This window comes from Pseudomonas sp. AC193 (assembly GCF_979258075.1).
The window spans coordinates 3,205,018-3,226,322 of sequence record NZ_OZ409832.1 but is presented as its reverse complement, the minus strand read 5'-3'; the positions used below and the strand labels follow the sequence as shown (position 1 = coordinate 3,226,322).

Sequence of the window (21,305 nt, the reverse complement as noted above, 5' to 3'; positions counted from 1 at the left end):
CCGGTTCGAAGGCCAGGGATGGCTGTTGCCTAAAGAAAAGAGGACACGCACATGAATACTGTCAATGCCGCGAACTTCGACGGCCAGAAACCGACCATCGATGCCAGCGATGCAGCCATGCTGCTGATCGACCACCAGAGCGGTCTGTTCCAGATCGTCAAGGACATGGACGTGCCGCAACTGCGCGCCAACGCCGTAGCGCTGGCGAAAGCGGCGACCCTGCTGAAGATGCCGGTGATCACCACCGCCTCCGTGCCGCAAGGGCCGAACGGGCCGTTGATTCCGGAAATTCACGAAGCCGCGCCGCATGCGCAATACGTGGCGCGCAAGGGCGAAATCAACGCGTGGGATAACCCGGAGTTTCACGCGGCAGTCAAAGCCACTGGCAAGAAAACCCTGGTGATCGCCGGCACGCTGACCAGCGTCTGCCTGGCGTTCCCGTCGATCGCTGCCGTGCACGAAGGCTACAAGGTCTTTGCCGTGGTCGATGCCTCCGGCAATCACTCCAAACTGGCCACTGATCTGACAGTTGCCCGTTTGGCCCAGGCCGGGGTGGTGCCGATCGACATCATGGCTACGCTTTCCGAGCTGCAAGGCTCGTGGAACCGTCCCGATGCCGAGCAGTGGGCGGCCGTCTACGCCCAGGCCATGCCGCATTATCAATTGCTGATCGAGAGCTACCTCAAGGCTCAGCAAGTCGCGAACGAACACGAAGTGCTGGATTCCCAACGCTGATCGAGTCTCCTGAGGCCGGCCCCCGTCGGCCTCTACACCCCGCGAGGATTACTGCAATGACCACTCAATACAAACGTCTGGACAAGAACAACGCTGCGGTGCTGCTGGTCGATCACCAGGCCGGGCTGCTGTCGCTGGTGCGCGACATCGATCCGGACAAATTCAAGAACAACGTGCTGGCGCTGGCCGATCTGGCCAAGTACTTCAAACTGCCGACAATCCTCACCACCAGTTTCGAAACCGGCCCCAACGGCCCACTGGTGCCTGAGCTGAAAGCGCTGTTTCCGGATGCGCCGTACATTGCCCGTCCAGGCCAGATCAACGCTTGGGATAACGAAGATTTCGTCAAGGCGATCAAGGCGACGGGCAAGAAGCAACTGATCATTGCTGGCGTGGTGACCGAGGTCTGCGTGGCATTCCCGGCACTGTCGGCGATAGAGGAAGGTTTTGATGTGTTTGTGGTCACCGATGCCTCGGGCACGTTCAACGAATTGACCCGCGAATCGGCGTGGAATCGTATGTCCACGGCGGGCGCGCAGTTGATGACCTGGTTCGGTCTGGCCTGCGAGCTGCACCGCGACTGGCGCAACGACGTTGAAGGGCTGGGCACGCTGTTCTCCAACCACATCCCGGATTACCGCAACCTGTTCACCAGCTATAACAGCCTGTCTAACGACAAATAACCCAGGCCACCCGCAAACCCCTGTAGGAGCTGCCGCAGGCTGCGATCTTTTGACTTTGTTTTTGAAGATCAAAAGATCGCAGCCTGCGGCAGCTCCTACAGGGTTTTGTGGGTTTTTTGCGGGTGTGTTCATGCTGTGAAATCAATTACTCCTACACTCTCCCCAATCTGTGCGATCTTCTCGCGATTGGCCCCCGTCGGAGTTGTTTGATGCTGTCTCTGCTGACCGAACACCCGTTGTTTTGCTCCTTGGTTCCTGATCCTCCTTGATCTCGGTCTGTGGCGCCTGATCAGTTCCCGTGGCAGCGAGTGGAAACTGCTGGTGCGCGTGCTGATTTTTACCCTGTTCAGCATCTTGCTGTTCAACGAAGGCCTCAACCCGATGGAGCCCGCGCCGTGGGCCGACAACGTGCCGTTGCACCTGGCGGCGACCGGGTTGCAGATTGGCTGGTGGCTGTTCGGCGCGCGCACCCTGACGGTGTTGATCGGCGCGGTGATGATGCAACGGGTCGGCCACACCGGGCGGTTGTTGCAGGATTTGCTCGGCGCGGTGATTTTCCTTATCGCGATTATCGCGGCGCTGGCCTACGTGCTCGATCTGCCGGTCAAAGGCGTGCTGGCGACGTCCGGCGCCTTGGCGATCATCGTCGGTCTGGCCTTGCAGAGCACGCTCAGCGATGTGTTTTCCGGGATCGTCCTCAACACCACCAAGCCTTATCAACTGGATGACTGGATTTCCATCGACGGCACCGAAGGTCGGGTCACCGACATCGACTGGCGTGCCACGCGCCTGCAAACCAGTCAGGGCAGCATGGCGGTGATTCCCAACTCGCTGGCAGCCAAGGCGAAGATCATCAACTTCAGTCGGCCGAGCAATATGTTCGGCGTCGCGGTCAGCGTGCAGGTCAGCCCGCATGCGCGGCCCAGTTCAGTGATCGAATCGCTGGAGCGGGCGATGCAGGGTTGTCGGCAACTGCTCGACACACCGGCGCCGAGCGTAGCGCTGAAAAGCTCCGGCAGCAGCGGTGCGGAATACGAGATCAGCGGTTTCGTTGCGTCGATGGGCGAGAAACGCGTGGTGCGCAATCAGCTGTTTGATCTGGCGTACCGGCACTTGCAGGCGTCCGGGGTCAATCTGCTGTCGAGCGATGAAAGCAGCGCGCCGAGCAACCTGTCGCGGCCACGGGCATTGCTCGACAGTTCGCCGATTTTCTCGACGCTGCGTCAAGAAGAGAAAGAAACCTTCAGCCAGAACATGACCCTGCAAAATTTCCGCACTGGCGAGACGATCTTGGAGGCGGGGGAGGTCAGCGATCACTTGTTCATCATCGAGTCGGGCGTGGTCACAGTGACGCTGACCCGCCACGGCACGCCGTTCGAGTCAGGGCGCATGGGCCCGGGCGAAGTGATCGGCGAGGCGGGCATCCTTTCCGATTCCTCGGTGCCAGCCAAGTTTGCCGCGAAAACCTTCTGCGCCCTTTATCGCATCGAAAAGACTTACCTGAAGCCGTGCCTCGATGCTCGTCACGACATCAGCGATGCGATGAAAACCTTGCTCGATTATCGCCTGCACAAGGCGCAATCGCTGACCGAGGAAGCGCCGGTGGTGGTGGCGAAAAAAGGCTTCCTGCAATGGCTGCGCAGTCGCGCCTGAATGTTTTACGCGTAGGCGGCGAGTTTCTGTTCCAGGTGCGCGCGCACTTGCGGCCATTCGTCGTCGATGATGCTGAAACGCACCGAGTTGCGTTTGCGTCCGTCCGGCATGATCCGTTCATGACGGACGATACCTTCCTGCTGCGCGCCGAGACGCAGGATCGCGTTACGTGACTTCTGGTTGTTCTCGTCGGTGGTGAACTGCACGCGCACGCAATCCAGCACTTCGAAGGCGTGGCGCAGCATCAGGTATTTGGCTTCGGTGTTGACGAAGGATTTCTGCCAGCTCGCCGAGATCCAGCTGCTGCCGATTTCCAGCTTGCGATTGATCGGATCGATCTTCCAGAAGCGTGTTGAGCCGATCACCTCGCCGGTGTCCTTCAAGACGATGACAAACGGCATCACCGTGCCGGCCTCGCGGCCGTCGAGGGCCTTTTTCAGATAGCTGTCGACGGTGCTGGCCGATGGCACGACGGTCACGGTGAGGTTCCACAATTCGCCGTCGGCAGCCGCATGGAGCAGGGCGGCGGCATCGGAATACTCAAGCGGGCGCAGAAGGATGCGCTGACCTTGCAGCGTGGTTGGCATGGGATTCAGGTCTCGGCAGAGCGGGCGAAGGGCGAGCGCCTATTACGCCGCAGCGAGCGGATCCGATGCAACCGCTGCGATGTTCACGCGGTCACAATTTTCACAGCCCACGGGCAGGAGCCTCAGCCGATGAAAAACCTGCGGATCGCCACCTACAACGTCAACGGTTTACGCGCGCGTTTGCCGAATCTGCTGGACTGGCTCAAACGCGAGCAACCCGACATCGCCTGCTTGCAAGAACTCAAATCGGTCGATTCGGCATTCCCCGCCGCCGAGCTGGAAGCCGCCGGTTACGGCGCGATCTGGCAAGGTCAGGCGGCGTGGAATGGTGTGGCGATTCTTGCCCGAGATGCGCAGCCGCTGGAGAGCCGTCGCGGTTTACCGGGCGATCCCGACGACAAGCACAGTCGCTACCTGGAAGCGGCGGTGCACGGCGTGCTGGTCGGTTGCCTGTACCTGCCTAACGGCAATCCGCAGCCGGGGCCGAAATTCGATTACAAACTGGCGTGGTTCGAACGGTTGATCAGCTATGCGAAAGACCTGCAAAGCAGCGATCACCCGGTGGTGCTGGCCGGTGATTACAACGTCGTGCCCACCGACATGGACATCTACAACACCCGCTCATGGCTCAAGGACGCGCTGCTGCAACCCGAGAGCCGCGAGTGTTATCAGCGTTTGCTCGATCAAGGCTGGACGGATTCGCTGCGGCATCTGTATCCCGAGGATCGCCTCTACACTTTCTGGGATTACTTCCGCCAACACTGGCAAACCAATTCCGGTTTGCGCATCGATCATCTGCTGCTTAATCCGGCATTGAGCCCGTATCTGCACGAGGCCGGCGTAGACGCGTGGGTGCGCAATGAACCGCACGCCAGTGACCATGCGCCAACGTGGATTCGCATCGGCTCACGCAAAAAGCGCTAGCAGGCGATTGGCGAAATCAATTGTCGAACTCAGTGGCTGATCCCGTATACATGGCGACCATCAACGCAGTGAACTGCGGCCCCATGCAAAAGGATTGAGCAATGAGCGAGCCACGCCTGACGAACCTGAAGCTGTACCTGCAACGTTTGGGTTTTGATGCACCGCCAGCGCCGACGCTGGAAAACTTGCGGCTGCTGCAATGGCGCCACACCGGGGTCTTTCCTTTCGAGAATCTGGCGACGATTACTGGCGCACCGGTGCTGATCGATTTGCCGTCCATCGAAGAGAAAATCCTGCTCGGCGGTCGCGGTGGCTACTGCTATGAGCTGAATAATCTGTTCTTCACCCTGCTGCTTGAGCTGGGCTTCGACGCTCGCGCCATCAGCGGCCGCGTGGTGATGAATCAGCCGGAAGGCAGCTGGACGGCGCGCACGCACCGCTTGAGTCTGGTCACCCTCGACGGCGTGCGCTACATCACCGACGTCGGTTTCGGCGGCATGGTGCCGACGGCGCCGCTGCTTCTCGATACCGAGGCAGAACAAACCACCCCGCACGAATTCTATCGCATCGACAAACAAGCCGATGGCTACATGCTGCAGGCCAACGTTGCGGGCGAATGGCGATCGATGTATCTGTTTGATCTACAGCGCCAGGAAGACATCGATTTCACCATCGGCAACTGGTATGTCTCGGCCCATCCCGACTCTCCGTTTACCCAACGCCTGATGGCGGCGCGTACCGGTGATGGCTGGCGCAAAACGCTCAACAACGGTAGTTTCGCCCTTCATCGCATGGGCGCAAGCAGCGAGCGGCGCGAAATCACCGAGGTGGCGGCATTGATCGAATTGCTGGAACAGGAATTCGGCATTCACCTGCCGGACGTGCCGCATACACGGCATTCCCTCGAACGAATGATCGTACCGGCCAAAGCCTAAGGCTTGGCATCCGGTTCCAGCACCCGACGAATTTCCCCGGCCGCTGCCGACAATTTTTTCTCAAGACTCTTGAGGTCGGCGGCGGTAATGCCTTTGCTGAGTTGCAGCGGATCGTCCTGGTCGTGCTTTTCGGCATCGAGCAAGGCATGGCGCAGCGTGTTGTTGATCACTGTCTGATAACCAAACCCCTCGTTCTCCGCCACCGTGCGCGCGGCGTCGATGACGGCATCGTCGAGCATGATGGTGATCCGGGTTTTGCCCTTGGTCGACGCCACAGCGCCGCGTTTGCCTTGGGAGAAGTCATATTCGTCTTTCATTGGTTAAATCTCTTTAACAAAATACTCAAAATCATTATGCATATCTAATATGCATAAAAAAGACTGCGACCGCACCGTCGGTCGCCATGAACACTTCAGCCTAGTGGGCGTTGGCGCAGATGCAGGCAGGGATGTGTTGCCGGATTTGTGGGCGTTGCGAGGCGCGGGCTAGAAGCTTGGATGGCTACCTATCCATTTTGTGACTGACAAGTTGTATACAACTCTATGGACATTTGTCCTGAGTATTGAATACAGTGTGCGCATAACAAAAACCAGGGAACCCCCCACCATGAAAACGCCCCATGTTTCACACCAACGGCCCGAGGACGAAAATCTCGGGGTCGGCGCGAATATGGCTTACGGCCTGCAACATGTTCTGACCATGTACGGCGGTATCGTTGCGGTGCCACTGATCATCGGTCAGGCGGCCGGCCTGTCGCCGGCAGACATTGGTTTGTTGATTGCTGCTTCATTGTTTGCGGGGGGGCTGGCGACGCTGCTGCAAACCCTGGGTCTACCGTTTTTTGGCTGTCAGTTGCCGCTGGTACAGGGCGTGTCGTTCTCCGGCGTGGCGACCATGGTCGCGATCGTCAGCAGTGGCGGGGAGGGCGGCTTCCAGTCGGTGCTTGGCGCCGTCATTGCGGCATCGCTGATCGGCTTGCTGATCACGCCGGTGTTCTCGCGCATCACCAAGTTCTTCCCGCCATTGGTCACCGGTATCGTGATCACCACCATCGGTTTGACGCTGATGCCGGTGGCCGCACGCTGGGCGATGGGCGGCAACAGCCACGCGCCGGACTTCGGCAGCATGCAAAACATTGGTCTGGCGGCGGTGACGCTGGTGCTGGTGTTGCTGCTGAGCAAGGTGGGCAGCTCAACCATCTCGCGTCTGTCGATCCTGTTGGCCATGGTGATCGGTACGATATTGGCGGTGTTCCTCGGTATGGCGGATTTCTCCAATGTCACCACCGGGCCGATGTTCGGCTTCCCGACGCCGTTCCACTTCGGCATGCCGACCTTCCACTTCGCCGCGATCTTGTCGATGTGCATCGTGGTCATGGTGACGCTGGTGGAAACCTCGGCGGACATTCTGGCGGTCGGTGAAATCATCGGCACCAAGGTCGATTCCAAGCGTCTGGGCAACGGTCTGCGTGCGGACATGCTGTCGAGTATGTTTGCGCCGATCTTCGGTTCGTTCACCCAGAGCGCTTTCGCCCAGAACGTTGGTCTGGTGGCGGTGACCGGGATCAAGAGCCGTTATGTGGTGGCCACTGGCGGCGTATTCCTGGTAATTCTTGGCTTGCTGCCATTCATGGGTCGGGTTATCGCTGCGGTACCGACTTCGGTACTCGGCGGCGCCGGTATCGTGCTGTTCGGTACTGTGGCAGCGAGTGGTATTCGTACGCTGTCGAAGGTTGATTATCGCAACAACGTCAACCTGATCATCGTCGCCACCTCGATCGGTTTCGGCATGATCCCGATTGCCGCGCCGAACTTCTACGATCAGTTCCCAAGCTGGTTTGCGACCATTTTCCACTCGGGCATCAGCTCGTCGGCGATCATGGCGATCCTGCTGAACCTGGCGTTCAACCATTTCACCACTGGCAACTCCGATCAACAGTCGGTGTTTGCGGCGGCGGAAGAGCGGACTCTGCGTTATCGCGATCTGGATGCGCTGCGCGAAGGCGATTACTTCAGCGACGGCAAGCTGCATGACTGCGACGGCAATGAAGTGCCGGTGATCGAGCCGGATGATCACGACCACGGCCATGGCGCGCCGAAAGTGCAGGTGAAAAGCAGCGAGCATGTCTGACGCTGTAGGTGAATGAAAAAGGGTCGATCTGTTAATCAGATCGGCCCTTTTTGTTTGAAGATCAAAAGATCGCAGCCTTCGGCAGCTCCTACAGAGATCGGTGTTCTGCGATCTTTTGATCTTTTCGAGCGCCCACAAAAAAGCCCCTGAATCTTTCGATTCAGGGGCTTTGCTATTTGGCTCCACAACCTGGACTCGAACCAGGGACCCAATGATTAACAGTCATTTGCTCTACCAACTGAGCTATTGCGGAATTGGTGCGTATGTTACTGATTCAAAAAGAGAAGTCAAGCGCCGATTGTGAAATTGAACGATTTGCCGGGATGAATGGTGGTTTGTCAGCGATTGGCGGTTACCAGATTCTCGCCAGAGGTCTACCATGGCCGCCCGGAAGTGGTAACACGCGCTACCGGCCATCCGCCGAAAAGGTAAGCGCCATGCATCACTTGATTTGTCAGTCCCGCAACAACGAGGTGTTCGCATGAGCATCGCGCAAATCAGCCTGCCCAAAGGCGTCGGCCCTCACGCCGAAAAACTCCTCGATGCGATCACTCAGGCCGGCACCGCTGAAGAACTGAATCGCGCTGGCGGCAAGGCTGAAGGTTTTGTCCTCGGTCTGGAAAGCGCCAAGGCGATCAAGAGCCAGATCGCCGAATCGCTGTACGTCGCGTATGACGATGCCGCCAGTCAGCGCGCGACCGAATTGGCTTAACTGCCGAAGGTAATGGTGCCGAGCATCAGTTTGGCGTAAGCCGCCGTTGCTGCCAGTTGCACCAGCCACAGCACCAGACCGCCAAGAAACACCCCGGCCGCCACTTGCAGCACCAGGCTTTTTTCGCGTTTGGCCGAGGCGCGGGGGATGAAATCATCCAGATCGTCACGGTCGGCGCGCAGGTTGTCGTTTTTCATTGGGCTTCTCACAAGGTTCTCGGATGTACACAAAACCCTGTAGGAGTGAGCCTGCTCGCGATAGCAGTGTGTCAGACAGTGATGCTTCGGCTGACAGGGCGCTATCGCGAGCAGGCTCACTCCTACAGTTTTTGATTTGTGTGCAGTTTAGAGGGAATGTTGCATTCCTTCGGACAAATAAAAAACGGGAAGCCCCAAGGCTTCCCGTTTTTCATCACGCAGCGTTATCAGATGACCTGAACGATCGCGTCCGTCACAGCCTTGATGTTGCTCTGATTCAGCGCAGCCACGCAGATACGACCGGTATCCAGTGCGTAAATGCCGAACTCGTTACGCAGGCGATGCACCTGTTCAGTGGTCAGGCCCGAGTAGGAGAACATGCCGCGCTGACGACCCACAAAGCTGAAGTCGCGGCCCGGGGCTTTCTCGGCCAGCAGGGCAACCATCTGCTCACGCATGCCGCGAATGCGCAGACGCATTTCCGCCAGTTCCGCTTCCCACTGCGCACGCAGTTCCGGGCTGTTCAACACGGCGGCGACGATGCTTGCACCGTGAGTCGGCGGGTTGGAGTAGTTGGTGCGGATCACGCGTTTGACTTGCGACAGCACGCGCGCGCTTTCTTCTTTCGATTCGCTGATGATCGACAGGGCGCCAACGCGCTCGCCGTACAGCGAGAACGACTTGGAGAACGAGCTCGAGACGAAGAAAGTCAGGCCGGATTCAGCGAACAGGCGCACAGCGGCGGCGTCTTCGTCGATACCGTCGCCAAAACCCTGGTAAGCCATGTCGAGGAACGGCACGTGACCTTTGGCTTTAACCACTTCCAGCACGTTGTTCCAGTCCGCCGGGGTCAGGTCGACGCCGGTCGGGTTGTGGCAGCAAGCGTGGAGGATAACGATCGAGCCGTTCGGCAGAGCGTTGAGGTCTTCGAGCATGCCGGCACGGTTAACGTCGTGGGTGGCAGCGTCGTAGTAACGGTAGTTCTGCACTGGGAAACCGGCGGTTTCGAACAGCGCGCGGTGGTTTTCCCAGCTCGGGTCGCTGATCGCCACGACGGCGTTCGGCAGCAGTTGCTTGAGGAAGTCAGCACCGATTTTCAGGGCGCCAGTACCGCCGACGGCCTGAGTGGTGATGACGCGACCGGCGCTGATCAGCGGCGAGTCATTGCCGAACAGCAGTTTCTGCACGGCCTGGTCGTAGGCAGCGATGCCATCGATCGGCAGGTAACCGCGCGAAGCGTGTTGAGCGACGCGAATCGTCTCGGCTTCAATAACGGCGCGCAGAAGTGGAATTCGCCCCTCTTCGTTGCAGTAAACGCCAACGCCCAGGTTGACCTTGGTGGTCCGGGTATCGGCGTTGAATGCTTCGTTGAGGCCCAGGATTGGATCGCGGGGTGCCATTTCGACAGCGGAGAACAGGCTCATTATTACGGCGGCTCTGAATGGATAGTGGAGGGACGTGTGGCGCTCCAGCCGAATGCACTAGAGCGGTGCACAAACGGGGAGCTAGTATAGAGGCCATCTGCGAGCAATGGCGACAGGCGATTCGGCTTTTCAGGTAAGTTTTTGCGATTATTTCTTGACCGTTAGTCGATTGGCCGTGTCAGAGACTTTACCGGATGTAGGACGTTTGCCTTGAAAGCAGAGGCAATCGCCACCACATTGAGCACAATCCAGGTTTTTTCTTGCGCGACACCGGTCGTTTGCGGTTGTCCCCGTGGTGCTCCGCTTTGCGCGGAACGCCGCGATCCCAGAGGTGTATATGTCCGAATTCCAGCTCGTCACTCGCTTTGAGCCCGCCGGCGATCAGCCGGAAGCCATCCGCCAATTGGTCGAGGGTATCGAAGCCGGGCTGGCGCACCAGACGCTGCTCGGTGTGACCGGCTCGGGCAAGACCTTCAGCATCGCCAATGTCATCTCGCAGATTCAGCGCCCGACGCTGGTGCTGGCGCCGAACAAAACCCTCGCCGCGCAGTTATACGGCGAGTTCAAGGCGTTCTTCCCGAACAACGCCGTTGAATACTTCGTTTCCTACTACGACTACTACCAGCCCGAAGCCTATGTGCCGTCGTCCGACACCTTCATCGAGAAGGATGCATCGATCAACGACCATATCGAGCAGATGCGCCTGTCCGCGACCAAAGCGTTGCTGGAGCGAAAAGACGCGATCATCGTCACCACGGTGTCGTGCATCTACGGTCTCGGTAGCCCGGAAACCTATTTGAAAATGGTCTTGCACGTCGATCGCGGTGACAAACTCGATCAGCGCGCATTGCTGCGCCGTTTGGCCGACCTGCAATACACCCGCAACGACATGGATTTCGCCCGCGCGACCTTCCGTGTGCGCGGCGACGTGATCGACATTTACCCGGCGGAATCCGATCTGGAAGCGATCCGCATCGAGTTGTTCGATGACGAGGTCGAAAGCATTTCTGCGTTCGACCCGCTGACCGGCGAAGTCATCCGCAAGATGCCGCGCTTCACCTTCTACCCGAAGAGCCACTATGTGACGCCTCGGGAAACCCTGCTCGACGCCATCGAACACATCAAAGTCGAGTTGCAGGAGCGCCTCGAATACCTGCGCAGCAACAACAAACTGGTCGAGGCTCAACGCCTTGAACAACGCACCCGTTTTGACCTGGAGATGATCCTCGAACTGGGTTATTGCAACGGCATCGAAAACTACTCGCGCTATCTGTCCGGACGTCCGGCCGGTGCCGCGCCGCCAACCCTTTACGATTATCTGCCGGCGGATGCCTTGCTGGTGATCGACGAATCCCACGTCAGCGTGCCGCAGGTTGGCGCGATGTATAAGGGCGACCGTTCGCGTAAGGAAACCCTCGTCGAATATGGTTTCCGTTTGCCTTCGGCACTGGATAACCGGCCGATGCGTTTCGATGAGTGGGAAGGGGTGAGCCCGCAGACCATTTTCGTTTCGGCGACGCCGGGCAACTACGAAGCCGAGCACGCCGGGCGCGTGGTCGAGCAACTGGTGCGTCCGACCGGGCTGGTCGATCCGCAGATTGAAGTGCGTCCGGCGCTGACGCAGGTCGACGATCTGCTGTCGGAAATCTCCAAGCGCGTAGCGATCGAAGAGCGCGTGCTGGTCACTACGTTGACCAAGCGCATGGCCGAAGACCTCACCGATTACCTTGCCGATCACGGCGTGCGCGTGCGCTATTTGCACTCAGATATCGACACGGTTGAGCGCGTCGAAATCATCCGCGATCTGCGCCTTGGTACGTTCGATGTGCTGGTCGGCATCAACCTTCTACGAGAAGGTCTGGACATGCCAGAAGTGTCGCTGGTGGCGATTCTTGATGCGGACAAGGAAGGTTTCCTGCGCTCCGAACGTTCGTTGATCCAGACCATTGGCCGCGCGGCGCGGAACCTCAATGGCCGGGCGATTCTCTATGCCGACCGCATGACCGGTTCGATGGAGCGCGCGATTGGCGAGACCGAACGTCGTCGCGACAAGCAGATCGCGTTCAACCTGGAAAACGGCATCACCCCGAAAGGCGTGTTCAAAGACGTCGCCGACATCATGGAAGGCGCCACCGTGCCCGGTTCGCGCAGCAAGAAGCGCAAAGGCATGGCCAAGGCTGCCGAAGAGAACGCCAAGTACGAAGCCGAATTGCGTTCGCCGAGCGAGATCACCAAGCGTATTCGCGCGCTGGAAGAGAAGATGTATCAGCTGGCGCGGGATCTGGAGTTTGAAGCGGCGGCGCAGATGCGCGATGAGATTGCCAAACTGCGCGAGCGGCTTTTGGCTGTTTGATCAATACGCCCTGACTTCAAACCTGTAGGAGCTGCCGAAGGCTGCGATCTTTTGATCTTGTTTTTAAAAGCAAAGTCAAAAGATCGCAGCCTTCGGCAGCTCCTACAGGATTGAGTCGGATCAGTGAGATTCGCCGGCCTTTAGCCCCGCCGGGAGCTTTTTGGTCAGTAGAATCGCCAACATACTGACCCCCAGCGCAATCCCGACAAAGTGAAACGCATCGTTGTAAGCCATGATCGCCGCCTGCTGATGGACGATCTCACTCAACTTGCCCAACGCCGCCGTGTCACTGCCAAACCGATCCGTCATCGACGCCAACCGCTCGGCCACCTGCGGATTGGTCGGCACCACCGCCTCGCGCAAATAATCGAAGTAGGTCTTGGTGCGCGCATCCAGCAGCGTCGCCAGCAAGGCAATGCCGATCGCACCGCCAAGGTTGCGCAGAATGTTGAACAGGCTCGACGCTGATCCCGCGTCCTGCGGCAGGATGTACGCCGTGGCAATTAGCGAAATCGTCACCATAATCAACGGCTGCCCCAGCGCCCGCACAATCTGAATCTGATTGAACTGCGGCCCGGCAAAATCCGGGTTGAGCACTCCCGACGAAAAACTCGCCAGACCAAACAGTCCAAACCCCAGCGTGCACAGCCATTTCGGTGAAATGATCTTCATCAGCTTCGGTACCAGCGGAATCAGAAACAGCTGCGGCACGCCCATCCACATGATTACTTCGCCGATCTGCAGGGCGTTGTAGTTCTGGATCTGCGCCAGGTACAGCGGCAACAGATAAATCGAGCCGTACAACCCGACACCCATGCCCAGGCTGGAAATACTCGATAAACCGAAATTGCGATTACGCAGAATGCCAAGGTTGATCAGCGGATTGGGTTTGGAAATCTGCACGATGACAAAGGTGATCAAACTCACCAGCGCAATACTGCCCAGCGTCACGATCAGGCTCGATTCCAGCCAGTCCTTGCGATGGCCTTCCTCGAGAAAAACCTGCAAGCAACCGAGGCCGATGCCCAGCGTGAGAATGCCGGTGTAATCGGTGCTTTTGAGCAATTCCCAGTGCGCTTCTTTCTTTTCCAGCCCGTACATCAACCCGGCGATCATGATCAGGCCCGGCGGGATGTTGATATAGAAGATGTATTCCCAGCCCCAGTTTTCCGTGAGCCAGCCGCCCAGCGTCGGGCCGATTGACGGCGCAAACGTCGCGGTCATGGCGAACATCGCCATGCCTTTGGCGCGGTGGTGTTCGGGGAGTTTGATCAAGGTCAGGGTGAACGCCAGCGGGATCAGTGCGCCGCCGGTGAAGCCCTGCATCGCGCGGAAGACGATCATGCTCTCCAGGCTCCAGGCCATCGAGCACAGCAGCGATGAAACCAGAAAGCCCAGCGACACCCAAACCGCCAGTCGTCGCGCCGAGAGCAACTGCACCAGCCACGCGGTGAGCGGAATCATGATGATTTCCGCGACCAGATAGGAGGTGGAAATCCACGAACCTTCTTCCAGCGTCGCCGACAGCGCGCCCTGAATGTCTTTCAGCGAAGAGTTGGTGATCTGGATGTCGAGCACGGCCATAAAGGCGCCGAGCATTACGCTCATCACCGCGATCCAATCGCGCCGGGTCGGTTCGCCGACCGGGCGGATCAGCGAATCACCGGCCATCTTCAGGGGCGTCTTTGATGTTCACAGTCGCGGTGACCGACATGCCCGGACGGATTTTGCCGTGCAGCGGGTTATCGGCTTTGAAGGTCAGTTTCACCGGAATCCGTTGCACGACTTTGGTGAAATTGCCGGTGGCGTTGTCCGGTGGCAGCAGGCTGAACTGCGCGCCAGATGCGGCGAACAGGCTCTCGACCCGCGCTTCGATCGGCGTGTCGCCGTACGCATCGAAGGTCAGCTCGGCTTTTTGACCGGGCTGCATATGGCCGATCTGAGTTTCCTTGAAGTTGGCCTGCACCCAGATGTCTTCGTCCGGAACGATCGACAACAGATAGGCGCCGGCCTGCACCACTTGACCGTTGCGCGCGGCACGCTGGCCAACGAGGCCGCTGATCGGCGCGTGGATTTCGCTGCGGGTCAGGTTGAGTTCGGCTTGCGCAATATCGGCGTGGGCGTTGGCGATCTGTGCGTCGAGGCGTTTGATTTCAGCGTTCAGCGCATTGACCTGCTGGCGCTGACCTTGCGCGTCAGCCTGTGCTTTAGCCACTTGCGAACGAGCAATGTGGGCGTCGGCGGAGAGGGTGGTCACGCGTTCTTCGGAAACGTAACCGGGTTTGCGCAGGGTTTCAGCGCGCGACAAATCCATCTGCGAACGGCCAAGCGTCGCTTGGGTGGTCGCCACTTGCGCATCGCTGGCGGCGATCAGGCTCGATTGTTGGGTCAGTTTGCTTTGCGCTTGCAGGCGTTCGGCTTCGCGGGTGGCGAGGGCGGCGTTGGCGCGGTCTACCGCGAGGCGGAAATCATTCGGTTCGAGGCGTACCAGCAACTGGCCTTTTTCCACGTGCTGATTGTCCTGCACCAGCACTTCATCGATGCGCGCGCCCAATTGGCTCGAGACACGAGTGATCTCGCCCTGGACATAGGCGTTGTCGGTGCTTTCATAAAAACGTCCCTTGAAAAACCAGTGGGCGAAGAAGCCCCCGGCAATCAGCAGGACGAGCAGCAGGAAAATAAACAGGCGACGCTTGAGTTGGGCAGGCATGGGGCAAACTGTAGTCGAGGAATTGTAAGGAAAGTTATCAGCAGGCAAATTTGGCATACAGCCGATAAACGGTAAATGCCATCTGCTGATATTCCGCCATTCATCACGGCTTACGGGCCTTACAGACGCAAACTTGGCTTAAATGCCCTGCCCGCTGGAGCGGGGCGGGTGTCGCCTGTTACCATTCGCCGCTTGATTGTTTTGCTTTTCATTATTTTCGAGACATGCCATGACCACCGTCCGCACTCGCATCGCGCCATCGCCTACCGGGGATCCCCACGTAGGTTACCGCTTACATCGCATTGTTCAACTACTGCTTTGCCAAGCAGCATGGTGGTGAGTTCATCCTGCGGATCGAAGACACCGACCAGTTGCGTTCGACCCGCGAGTCCGAACAGCAGATCTTCGACGCGCTGCGCTGGTTGGGTATCGACTGGAGCGAAGGCCCGGACGTTGGCGGCCCGCACGGCCCGTATCGCCAGAGCGAGCGCGGCGACATTTACCAGAAGTATTGCCAGCAACTGGTCGAAATGGGGCACGCGTTCCCATGCTTCTGCACCGCCGAAGAGCTGGATCAGATGCGCGCCGAGCAAATGGCTCGCGGCGAAACGCCACGCTACGACGGCCGCGCGCTGCTGCTGTCGAAAGAAGAAGTTGCAGCCCGTCTGGCCGCTGGCGAACCCCACGTGATCCGCATGAAAGTGCCGAGCGAAGGCGTTTGCGTGGTGCCGGACATGCTGCGTGGCGACGTCGAGATCCCGTGGGATCGCATGGACATGCAAGTGCTGATGAAGACCGACGGCCTGCCGACGTACTTCCTCGCCAACGTGGTCGACGATCACCTGATGGGCATCACCCATGTGCTGCGCGGCGAAGAGTGGCTGCCATCGGCACCAAAACTGATTCTGTTGTACGAATACTTCGGCTGGGAACAACCGGAGCTGTGCTACATGCCGCTGTTGCGTAACCCGGACAAGAGCAAGCTGTCCAAGCGCAAGAACCCGACCTCGGTGACGTTCTACGAGCGCATGGGCTTCATGCCGGAAGCGATGCTCAACTACCTCGGCCGCATGGGCTGGTCGATGCCGGACGAGCGCGAGAAGTTCTCGCTGCAGGAAATGGTCGACAACTTCGACCTCAAGCGTGTCTCGCTGGGCGAGCCGATCTTCGACATCGAGAAGCTGTCGTGGCTCAACGGCCAGTGGCTGCGTGATCTGCCGGTGGAAGAGTTCGCCAGCCGCTTGCAGACCTGGGCGTTGAATCCGGAATACATGATGAAGATCGCGCCGCTGGTGCAGGGTCGCGTTGAAACCTTCAGCCAGGTTGCACCGCTGGGCGGATTCTTCTTCGCCGGTGGCGTCAATCCGGATGCCAAACTGTTCGAATCGAAAAAGCTCTCGGGCGATCAGGTTCGTCAGTTGATGCAGTTGATCCTGTGGAAACTGGAAAGCCTGCGTCAGTGGGAGAAAGACAACATCACCGCAACGATTCAGGCAGTGGTTGAATCGCTGGAATTGAAATTGCGTGACGCGATGCCGCTGATGTTTGCGGCGATCACTGGTCAGGCGAGCTCGGTGTCGGTGCTCGATGCGATGGAAATCATTGGCCCGGATCTGACCCGCTTCCGTCTGCGTCAGGCGATTGACCTGCTGGGCGGCGTGTCGAAGAAAGAAAACAAAGAGTGGGAAAAGCTCCTGGCCGCTATCGCCTGATAGCCTAACCCCCCTGTAGGAGCTGCCGAAGGCTGCGATCTCTTGATCTTGTTTTCAAAAGATAAAGTCAAAAGATCGCAGCCTGCGGCAGCTCCTACAGGTCTGTGTGACATCCCGAGTCCCGAATTTACGGGGGGAGGGCGGTAAGTGATTGTTATGCCGACGAAAAACTTTGAAAAATTTCAAAAATAAGTTTGACAGGCTTTCGATACGCCCTTAAGATTCGCCCCGTCCTCAGCGATGACATCAACGATGAGGGGCTATAGCTCAGCTGGGAGAGCGCCTGCATGGCATGCAGGAGGTCAACGGTTCGATCCCGTTTAGCTCCACCAATTTTACACTTCGAGGTCTGGCCACACCGGCCTTGAAGCGATCAGCACTCAGTGTTGGTCTGTTGTATAGAAGGGTTTGCGTCCCCTTCGTCTAGTGGCCTAGGACACCGCCCTTTCACGGCGGTAACAGGGGTTCGAGTCCCCTAGGGGACGCCAGTTTTACAGAAGTGATGTTGCAAGATGTCACTCCGCCGCGAGGCGATAAATCGGGGCTTTAGCTCAGCTGGGAGAGCGCCTGCATGGCATGCAGGAGGTCAGCGGTTCGATCCCGCTAAGCTCCACCAATTTTACAGTTCAAGGTCTGGCCACACCGGCCTTGAATCGATCAGCACTCAGCACTGATCAGTTGTATAGAAGGTTTGTGTCCCCTTCGTCTAGTGGCCTAGGACACCGCCCTTTCACGGCGGTAACAGGGGTTCGAGTCCCCTAGGGGACGCCACGATTACCCGCTCTGCGGGATTTTATAAGGGTCATTCAATTATTGAATGGCCCTTTTGTTTGTCTGGCGTTTGGCCAATCCTCCTATTTCCTAAACTGTGCTTCAGACCAGCGGTCACATTCTTGACTTGCAGATTATTATTATGCGAATAATATTCTAGTCGTAATATTCGGAGGCAACGATGAACGATAAAAAAGCTCAAACCCGCGAACGCATCCTCAAGGCTGCCAGCGCTGCACTGATCCAGCGCGGCCCGGCAGACCCTAGCGTGGGCGAAGTGATGGGCGCAGCCGGCCTGACGGTTGGCGGCTTCTACGCGCACTTCGAAAGCAAGGACGCGATGATGCTCGAAGCGTTCAAACAGCTGCTTGGCCGCCGCCGCGACTTGATTGCCGACATGGACGCCGAATTGACCGGTGAAGAACGCCGCGCGCTGGTGGCTGCGTTCTACCTGTCGCGCAAGCACCGTGATTCCAGCGAAGCGGCTTGCCCGATTCCGGCGTCGATTGGTGAGCTGGGGCGTCTGCCGGAATCGTTCCGCATCGCGCTGAACGAACACCTGGAATTGATGATTGCGCAGTTGGCGTCCAGCCCTGAGGACACCGACAAAGCCCTGGCCGACGTGGCCTTGATGGTGGGTGGTCTGGCTCTCGCAAGAGCGCTCGGCCCTGGAGATTTATCCGATCGATTGCTGCGCGCTGCCAAGTCGGCGGTGCGTTGACCTGAAGGCAACACGCCTGAGGAGAGAGCGATGAGCACGTTGAAATGGGTTCGTGGCGTTAATAGCACCTTAGGCTGGTTTGCACCGAAATTAGTGGCGAGCAAAATGCGCCTGGCGTTCATGACGCCGCGCGCGCTGCCATTGCGCGATTGGGAATTGCCGATGCTCGCCAGTGCTGAGCGCATCACTTTGCGTTTTGGCCTCTCGGCATTGCGCTGGGGCCAAGGCCCTGCGGTGCTGCTGATGCACGGCTGGGAAGGGCGGCCCACTCAGTTCGCCGCGCTGATCACGGCGCTCGTCGATGCCGGTTACACCGTCGTTGCGCTCGATGGCCCGGCACACGGTCGCTCACCGGGGCGTGAAGCCAACGTCGTCCTGTTCGCCCGCGCCATGCTCGAAGCTGCCGCCGAATTGCCGCCGCTGCAAGCGGTCATCGGTCACTCGATGGGCGGCGCCAGCGCGATGCTCGCCGTGCAATTGGGCTTGCGCACCGAAACCCTCGTCAGCATCGCTGCGCCGGCGCGCATTCTTGGTGTGTTACGCGGGTTCGCTCGCTACATGGGCATGCCACCGCGAGCACGTTCGGCCTTCATCCGTCAGGTCGAGCAGGACGTCGGCATGCGCGCCGCGACCCTTGACGTTGCCCACTATCAACTGGATATGCCCGGCCTGATCGTGCATGCCGAGGACGACAATTTCGTCTCGGTCAAAGAGTCGCAGTTGATTCACGAATCCTGGTTCGACAGCCGTCTGCTGCGCCTTGAGGGCGGTGGTCATCAGCGCGTGCTCGCCGACCCGCGCGTGATTGATGGCGTGTTATCACTGCTCGCCGGCCGTAGCCTTCAGGCGCGCCAATCGGCGTGAGCTCCGTTACACTGCCCCGGTTGAATAACTGACCGGGAGTGGGGCATGGGCTGGGATCGGGCAACACCGTTTACCATTGATCTGCAAGTAGGCGCCGAAGACATCGACGGGCTGGGCCACGCGAACAACGCGGTCTACGTAACCTGGCTCGAGCGCTGCGCCTGGCGCCACTCGCAGCGTCTGGGGCTGGATCTGGTTGAATATCGACGACTGGATCGGGCGATGGCCGTGGTGCGCCACGAAATCGATTATCTGGCAGCGGCTTATGAAGGCGATGAGTTGCAGCTGGCAACGTGGATTGTCGATTGGGATCAGCGCTTGAAGATGACCCGGCACTTTCAGTTGATCCGCCCGAGCGACAACACCACGCTGCTGCGCGCGCAAACCACGTTTGTCTGCATCGAACTGTCCACCGGCAAGCCCAAACGCATGCCGGCCGAGTTTATCGAAGGCTATGGCCCGGCGATCCAGTCTCCCGAGTCAGCAAATATCTAAATGTGGGAGCGGGCTTGCTCGCGAAGGCGTCGTGTCAGTCAACATTCATTTAACTGATCCACCGCTTTCGCGAGCAAGCCCGCTCCCGCAGGGATCTGCGGATTTGTGCGATATCCAGTAAACTGCCGCACGTTTTTTCCTTAAGTAGTGTTTTCCCCATGCAAATTGCTCTGGCGCCCATGGAGGGGTTGGTCGACGACATCCTTCGCGACGTGCTGACCCGCGTTGGCGGCATCGACTGGTGCGTGACCGAATTCATTCGGGTCGACGATCAGTTGCTCACCCCGGCGTACTTCCACAAGTTCGGCCCCGAGCTGCTCAACGGTGCCCGCACCGCTTCCGGTGTGCCCCTGCGCGTGCAATTGCTCGGTTCCGACCCGGTGTGCCTGGCGGAAAACGCTGCGCTGGCCTGCGAACTCGGCTCCGAAGTGATCGACCTTAACTTCGGCTGCCCGGCCAAAACCGTCAACAAATCCCGTGGCGGCGCGGTACTGCTGAAAGAGCCCGAGTTGCTCAACCAGATCGTCGAACACGTCCGTCGTGCCGTGCCTGCGCACATTCCGGTGACCGCGAAAATGCGCCTCGGCTTTGACAGCCCGGACGGCTCGCTGGTCTGCGCCACCGCATTGGCTGAGGGCGGCGCCGAGCACATCGTGGTTCACGCGCGAACCAAAATGGATGGCTACAAACCGCCGGCGCACTGGGAGTGGATCCCGCGCGTGCAGGACGTGGTCAAGGTGCCGGTGTTCGCCAATGGCGATATCTGGAGCGTCGAAGACTGGCGCCGTTGCCGCGAAATCAGTGGCGTCGAAGACATCATGCTCGGTCGCGGTCTGGTGTCGCGCCCGGATCTGGCCAAACAAATCGCCGCGGCCCGTGCCGGGGAAGAAGTGGTTGAAATGACTTGGGCGGAACTGATGCCGCTGATCCAGGACTTCTGGTTGCAAGCCAAAGCACAGATGACCGCTCGCCAATCACCGGGCCGTTTGAAGCAATGGCTGGCCATGCTGACGCGCAATTATCCTGAGGCGACCGAACTGTTTACCGTGCTGCGCCGTGAGACCGAGCCGTATCATGTTTCGCGTTTGCTGGGTTTGCCGGTTGCCGAAGCCGCCTGAAAAAAATCTGCAAACAGTCTCTTGAAAACAATTCAGCGGTCCCTATCTAGGGGTTACGCGATGCCGAATTCGGGTCGCGGAGTCAAAAAAACTTGCTGATTGTTTTCAGGAGATTTGAACCATGAGTACTGCATTTTCCCTTGCGCCACTGTTCCGTTCCTCGGTGGGCTTCGACCGTTTCAACGACCTGTTCGAAACCGCCCTGCGCAATGAGCCAGGCAGCAGCTACCCACCTTACAACGTGGAAAAATACGGTGACGACCAATACCGCATCGTTGTAGCGGCAGCCGGTTTCCAGGAAGAAGACCTGGAACTGCAAGTCGAGAAAGGTGTGCTGACCATCAGTGGCGGCAAGCGTGATGCCAACGAAGGCGTGACCTTCCTGCATCAGGGCATTGCCCAGCGTGCTTTCAAGCTGTCCTTCCGCCTCGCCGATCACATCGAGATCAAGGCAGCGGATCTGAGCAACGGCCTGCTGAGCATCGACCTGCTGCGCGTGATTCCGGAAGAAGCGAAAGCCAAACGCATCCCGATCAATGGGGGGCAGAAGCCGGCGTTGCAGCACTGAGTCATGTACTGCA

The 21,305-nt window shown here is 58.8% G+C and carries 19 protein-coding genes, 5 tRNA genes and 2 pseudogenes; 19 read left to right on the top strand and 7 right to left on the bottom strand.

Annotated elements, in window-relative coordinates:
• The first annotated feature begins 51 nt into the window (after window positions 1-51).
• From ACZZ0D_RS14650 to ACZZ0D_RS14640, 3 genes and pseudogenes are all read left to right on the top strand, one after another.
• On the top strand, window positions 52-735 hold the full coding sequence (locus tag ACZZ0D_RS14650) for an isochorismatase family protein (protein WP_008084027.1): 684 nt from the start codon (window positions 52-54) through the stop codon (window positions 733-735).
• A 56-nt stretch (window positions 736-791) separates the two neighbouring features.
• Window positions 792-1,418 carry an isochorismate family cysteine hydrolase YcaC gene (gene ycaC, locus ACZZ0D_RS14645; protein ID WP_053118885.1) on the top strand — a complete coding sequence of 209 codons (627 nt, stop codon included), beginning with the start codon at window positions 792-794 and terminating at the stop codon, window positions 1,416-1,418.
• A gap of 209 nt (window positions 1,419-1,627) precedes the next feature.
• Window positions 1,628-3,071 (top strand): annotated as a pseudogene (locus ACZZ0D_RS14640) (mechanosensitive ion channel domain-containing protein).
• Window positions 3,072-3,076: 5 nt separating this feature from the next.
• Here the strand turns inward: ACZZ0D_RS14640 and ACZZ0D_RS14635 are convergent.
• The gene (locus tag ACZZ0D_RS14635) at window positions 3,077-3,658 is read right to left on the bottom strand and encodes a GNAT family N-acetyltransferase (protein WP_159812930.1); all 582 of its coding nucleotides are present in this window, start codon (window positions 3,656-3,658) and stop codon (window positions 3,077-3,079) included.
• 129 nt (window positions 3,659-3,787) lie between these two features.
• Between ACZZ0D_RS14635 and xth the strand changes: the two genes are divergently transcribed.
• Window positions 3,788-4,582, top strand: coding sequence for an exodeoxyribonuclease III (xth, locus tag ACZZ0D_RS14630; protein WP_159812931.1), 795 nt, complete (start codon window positions 3,788-3,790; stop codon window positions 4,580-4,582).
• Between the two features lie 101 nt (window positions 4,583-4,683).
• Window positions 4,684-5,517, top strand: coding sequence for an arylamine N-acetyltransferase family protein (locus tag ACZZ0D_RS14625; RefSeq protein ID WP_463553632.1), 834 nt, complete (start codon window positions 4,684-4,686; stop codon window positions 5,515-5,517).
• On the opposite strand, the gene ACZZ0D_RS14620 is transcribed toward ACZZ0D_RS14625, so the two are convergent.
• The gene (locus tag ACZZ0D_RS14620; protein ID WP_463553631.1) at window positions 5,514-5,834 is read right to left on the bottom strand and encodes a BrnA antitoxin family protein; all 321 of its coding nucleotides are present in this window, start codon (window positions 5,832-5,834) and stop codon (window positions 5,514-5,516) included. The genes ACZZ0D_RS14625 and ACZZ0D_RS14620 overlap by 4 nt on opposite strands.
• 289 nt (window positions 5,835-6,123) lie before the next feature.
• Between ACZZ0D_RS14620 and ACZZ0D_RS14615 the strand changes: the two genes are divergently transcribed.
• Complete coding sequence (locus tag ACZZ0D_RS14615; protein WP_053118894.1) at window positions 6,124-7,647, top strand: nucleobase:cation symporter-2 family protein; 1,524 nt, start codon at window positions 6,124-6,126, stop codon at window positions 7,645-7,647.
• 177 nt (window positions 7,648-7,824) lie between these two features.
• Here ACZZ0D_RS14615 and ACZZ0D_RS14610 read toward each other — a convergent pair.
• A tRNA-Asn gene (locus tag ACZZ0D_RS14610) sits at window positions 7,825-7,900 on the bottom strand.
• Between the two features lie 10 nt (window positions 7,901-7,910).
• Between ACZZ0D_RS14610 and ACZZ0D_RS14605 the strand changes: the two genes are divergently transcribed.
• Window positions 7,911-8,132, top strand: coding sequence for a hypothetical protein (locus ACZZ0D_RS14605; RefSeq protein WP_463553630.1), 222 nt, complete (start codon window positions 7,911-7,913; stop codon window positions 8,130-8,132).
• Window positions 8,129-8,359, top strand: a complete 231-nt coding sequence (locus tag ACZZ0D_RS14600; RefSeq protein WP_028624759.1) for a hypothetical protein — start codon at window positions 8,129-8,131, stop codon at window positions 8,357-8,359. The genes ACZZ0D_RS14605 and ACZZ0D_RS14600 overlap by 4 nt, the downstream gene beginning before the upstream one ends.
• On the opposite strand, the gene ACZZ0D_RS14595 is transcribed toward ACZZ0D_RS14600, so the two are convergent.
• Together ACZZ0D_RS14595 and ACZZ0D_RS14590 are read right to left on the bottom strand one after the other, a co-directional pair.
• Window positions 8,356-8,556 carry a hypothetical protein gene (locus tag ACZZ0D_RS14595; RefSeq protein WP_053118898.1) on the bottom strand — a complete coding sequence of 67 codons (201 nt, stop codon included), beginning with the start codon at window positions 8,554-8,556 and terminating at the stop codon, window positions 8,356-8,358. The genes ACZZ0D_RS14600 and ACZZ0D_RS14595 overlap by 4 nt on opposite strands.
• A 227-nt stretch (window positions 8,557-8,783) precedes the next feature.
• Complete coding sequence (locus tag ACZZ0D_RS14590) at window positions 8,784-9,980, bottom strand: amino acid aminotransferase (RefSeq protein ID WP_038363598.1); 1,197 nt, start codon at window positions 9,978-9,980, stop codon at window positions 8,784-8,786.
• A 337-nt stretch (window positions 9,981-10,317) separates the two neighbouring features.
• On the opposite strand from ACZZ0D_RS14590, the gene uvrB reads away from it, so the two are divergent.
• The gene (gene uvrB, locus ACZZ0D_RS14585) at window positions 10,318-12,333 is read left to right on the top strand and encodes an excinuclease ABC subunit UvrB (RefSeq protein ID WP_008083013.1); all 2,016 of its coding nucleotides are present in this window, start codon (window positions 10,318-10,320) and stop codon (window positions 12,331-12,333) included.
• Between the two features lie 120 nt (window positions 12,334-12,453).
• Here the strand turns inward: uvrB and ACZZ0D_RS14580 are convergent, their stop codons facing one another.
• Both ACZZ0D_RS14580 and ACZZ0D_RS14575 read right to left on the bottom strand, forming a co-directional pair.
• Entirely contained in the window at window positions 12,454-14,004 is a 1,551-nt protein-coding gene (locus ACZZ0D_RS14580) for an MDR family MFS transporter (RefSeq protein ID WP_249342531.1), read from the bottom strand.
• Window positions 13,994-15,043: an HlyD family secretion protein gene (locus ACZZ0D_RS14575; protein WP_159812937.1), complete on the bottom strand. Its 1,050-nt coding sequence runs from the start codon at window positions 15,041-15,043 to the stop codon at window positions 13,994-13,996. The genes ACZZ0D_RS14580 and ACZZ0D_RS14575 overlap by 11 nt, the downstream gene beginning before the upstream one ends.
• Before the next feature lie 229 nt (window positions 15,044-15,272).
• Here ACZZ0D_RS14575 and gltX point away from each other — a divergent pair.
• From gltX to ACZZ0D_RS14525, 10 genes and pseudogenes are all read left to right on the top strand, one after another.
• Window positions 15,273-16,755: pseudogene (gltX, locus tag ACZZ0D_RS14570) on the top strand (glutamate--tRNA ligase).
• A 256-nt stretch (window positions 16,756-17,011) separates the two neighbouring features.
• Window positions 17,012-17,087 (top strand) — tRNA-Ala (locus tag ACZZ0D_RS14565).
• A gap of 80 nt (window positions 17,088-17,167) precedes the next feature.
• Window positions 17,168-17,243: transfer RNA gene (locus tag ACZZ0D_RS14560), tRNA-Glu, on the top strand.
• Window positions 17,244-17,295: 52 nt separating this feature from the next.
• Window positions 17,296-17,371: transfer RNA gene (locus ACZZ0D_RS14555), tRNA-Ala, on the top strand.
• 79 nt (window positions 17,372-17,450) lie between these two features.
• Window positions 17,451-17,526 (top strand) — tRNA-Glu (locus ACZZ0D_RS14550).
• 181 nt (window positions 17,527-17,707) lie between these two features.
• Window positions 17,708-18,247, top strand: a complete 540-nt coding sequence (locus ACZZ0D_RS14545) for a TetR/AcrR family transcriptional regulator (protein WP_053118906.1) — start codon at window positions 17,708-17,710, stop codon at window positions 18,245-18,247.
• Window positions 18,248-18,277: 30 nt separating this feature from the next.
• Window positions 18,278-19,111: an alpha/beta fold hydrolase gene (locus ACZZ0D_RS14540; protein ID WP_463553629.1), complete on the top strand. Its 834-nt coding sequence runs from the start codon at window positions 18,278-18,280 to the stop codon at window positions 19,109-19,111.
• Window positions 19,112-19,156: 45 nt separating this feature from the next.
• Window positions 19,157-19,606, top strand: coding sequence for an acyl-CoA thioesterase (locus tag ACZZ0D_RS14535; protein WP_400750454.1), 450 nt, complete (start codon window positions 19,157-19,159; stop codon window positions 19,604-19,606).
• Between the two features lie 158 nt (window positions 19,607-19,764).
• Entirely contained in the window at window positions 19,765-20,724 is a 960-nt protein-coding gene (locus ACZZ0D_RS14530; protein WP_463553628.1) for a tRNA dihydrouridine synthase, read from the top strand.
• 121 nt (window positions 20,725-20,845) lie between these two features.
• Complete coding sequence (locus ACZZ0D_RS14525) at window positions 20,846-21,292, top strand: Hsp20 family protein (RefSeq protein WP_463553627.1); 447 nt, start codon at window positions 20,846-20,848, stop codon at window positions 21,290-21,292.
• Window positions 21,293-21,305: the final 13 nt, after the last annotated feature.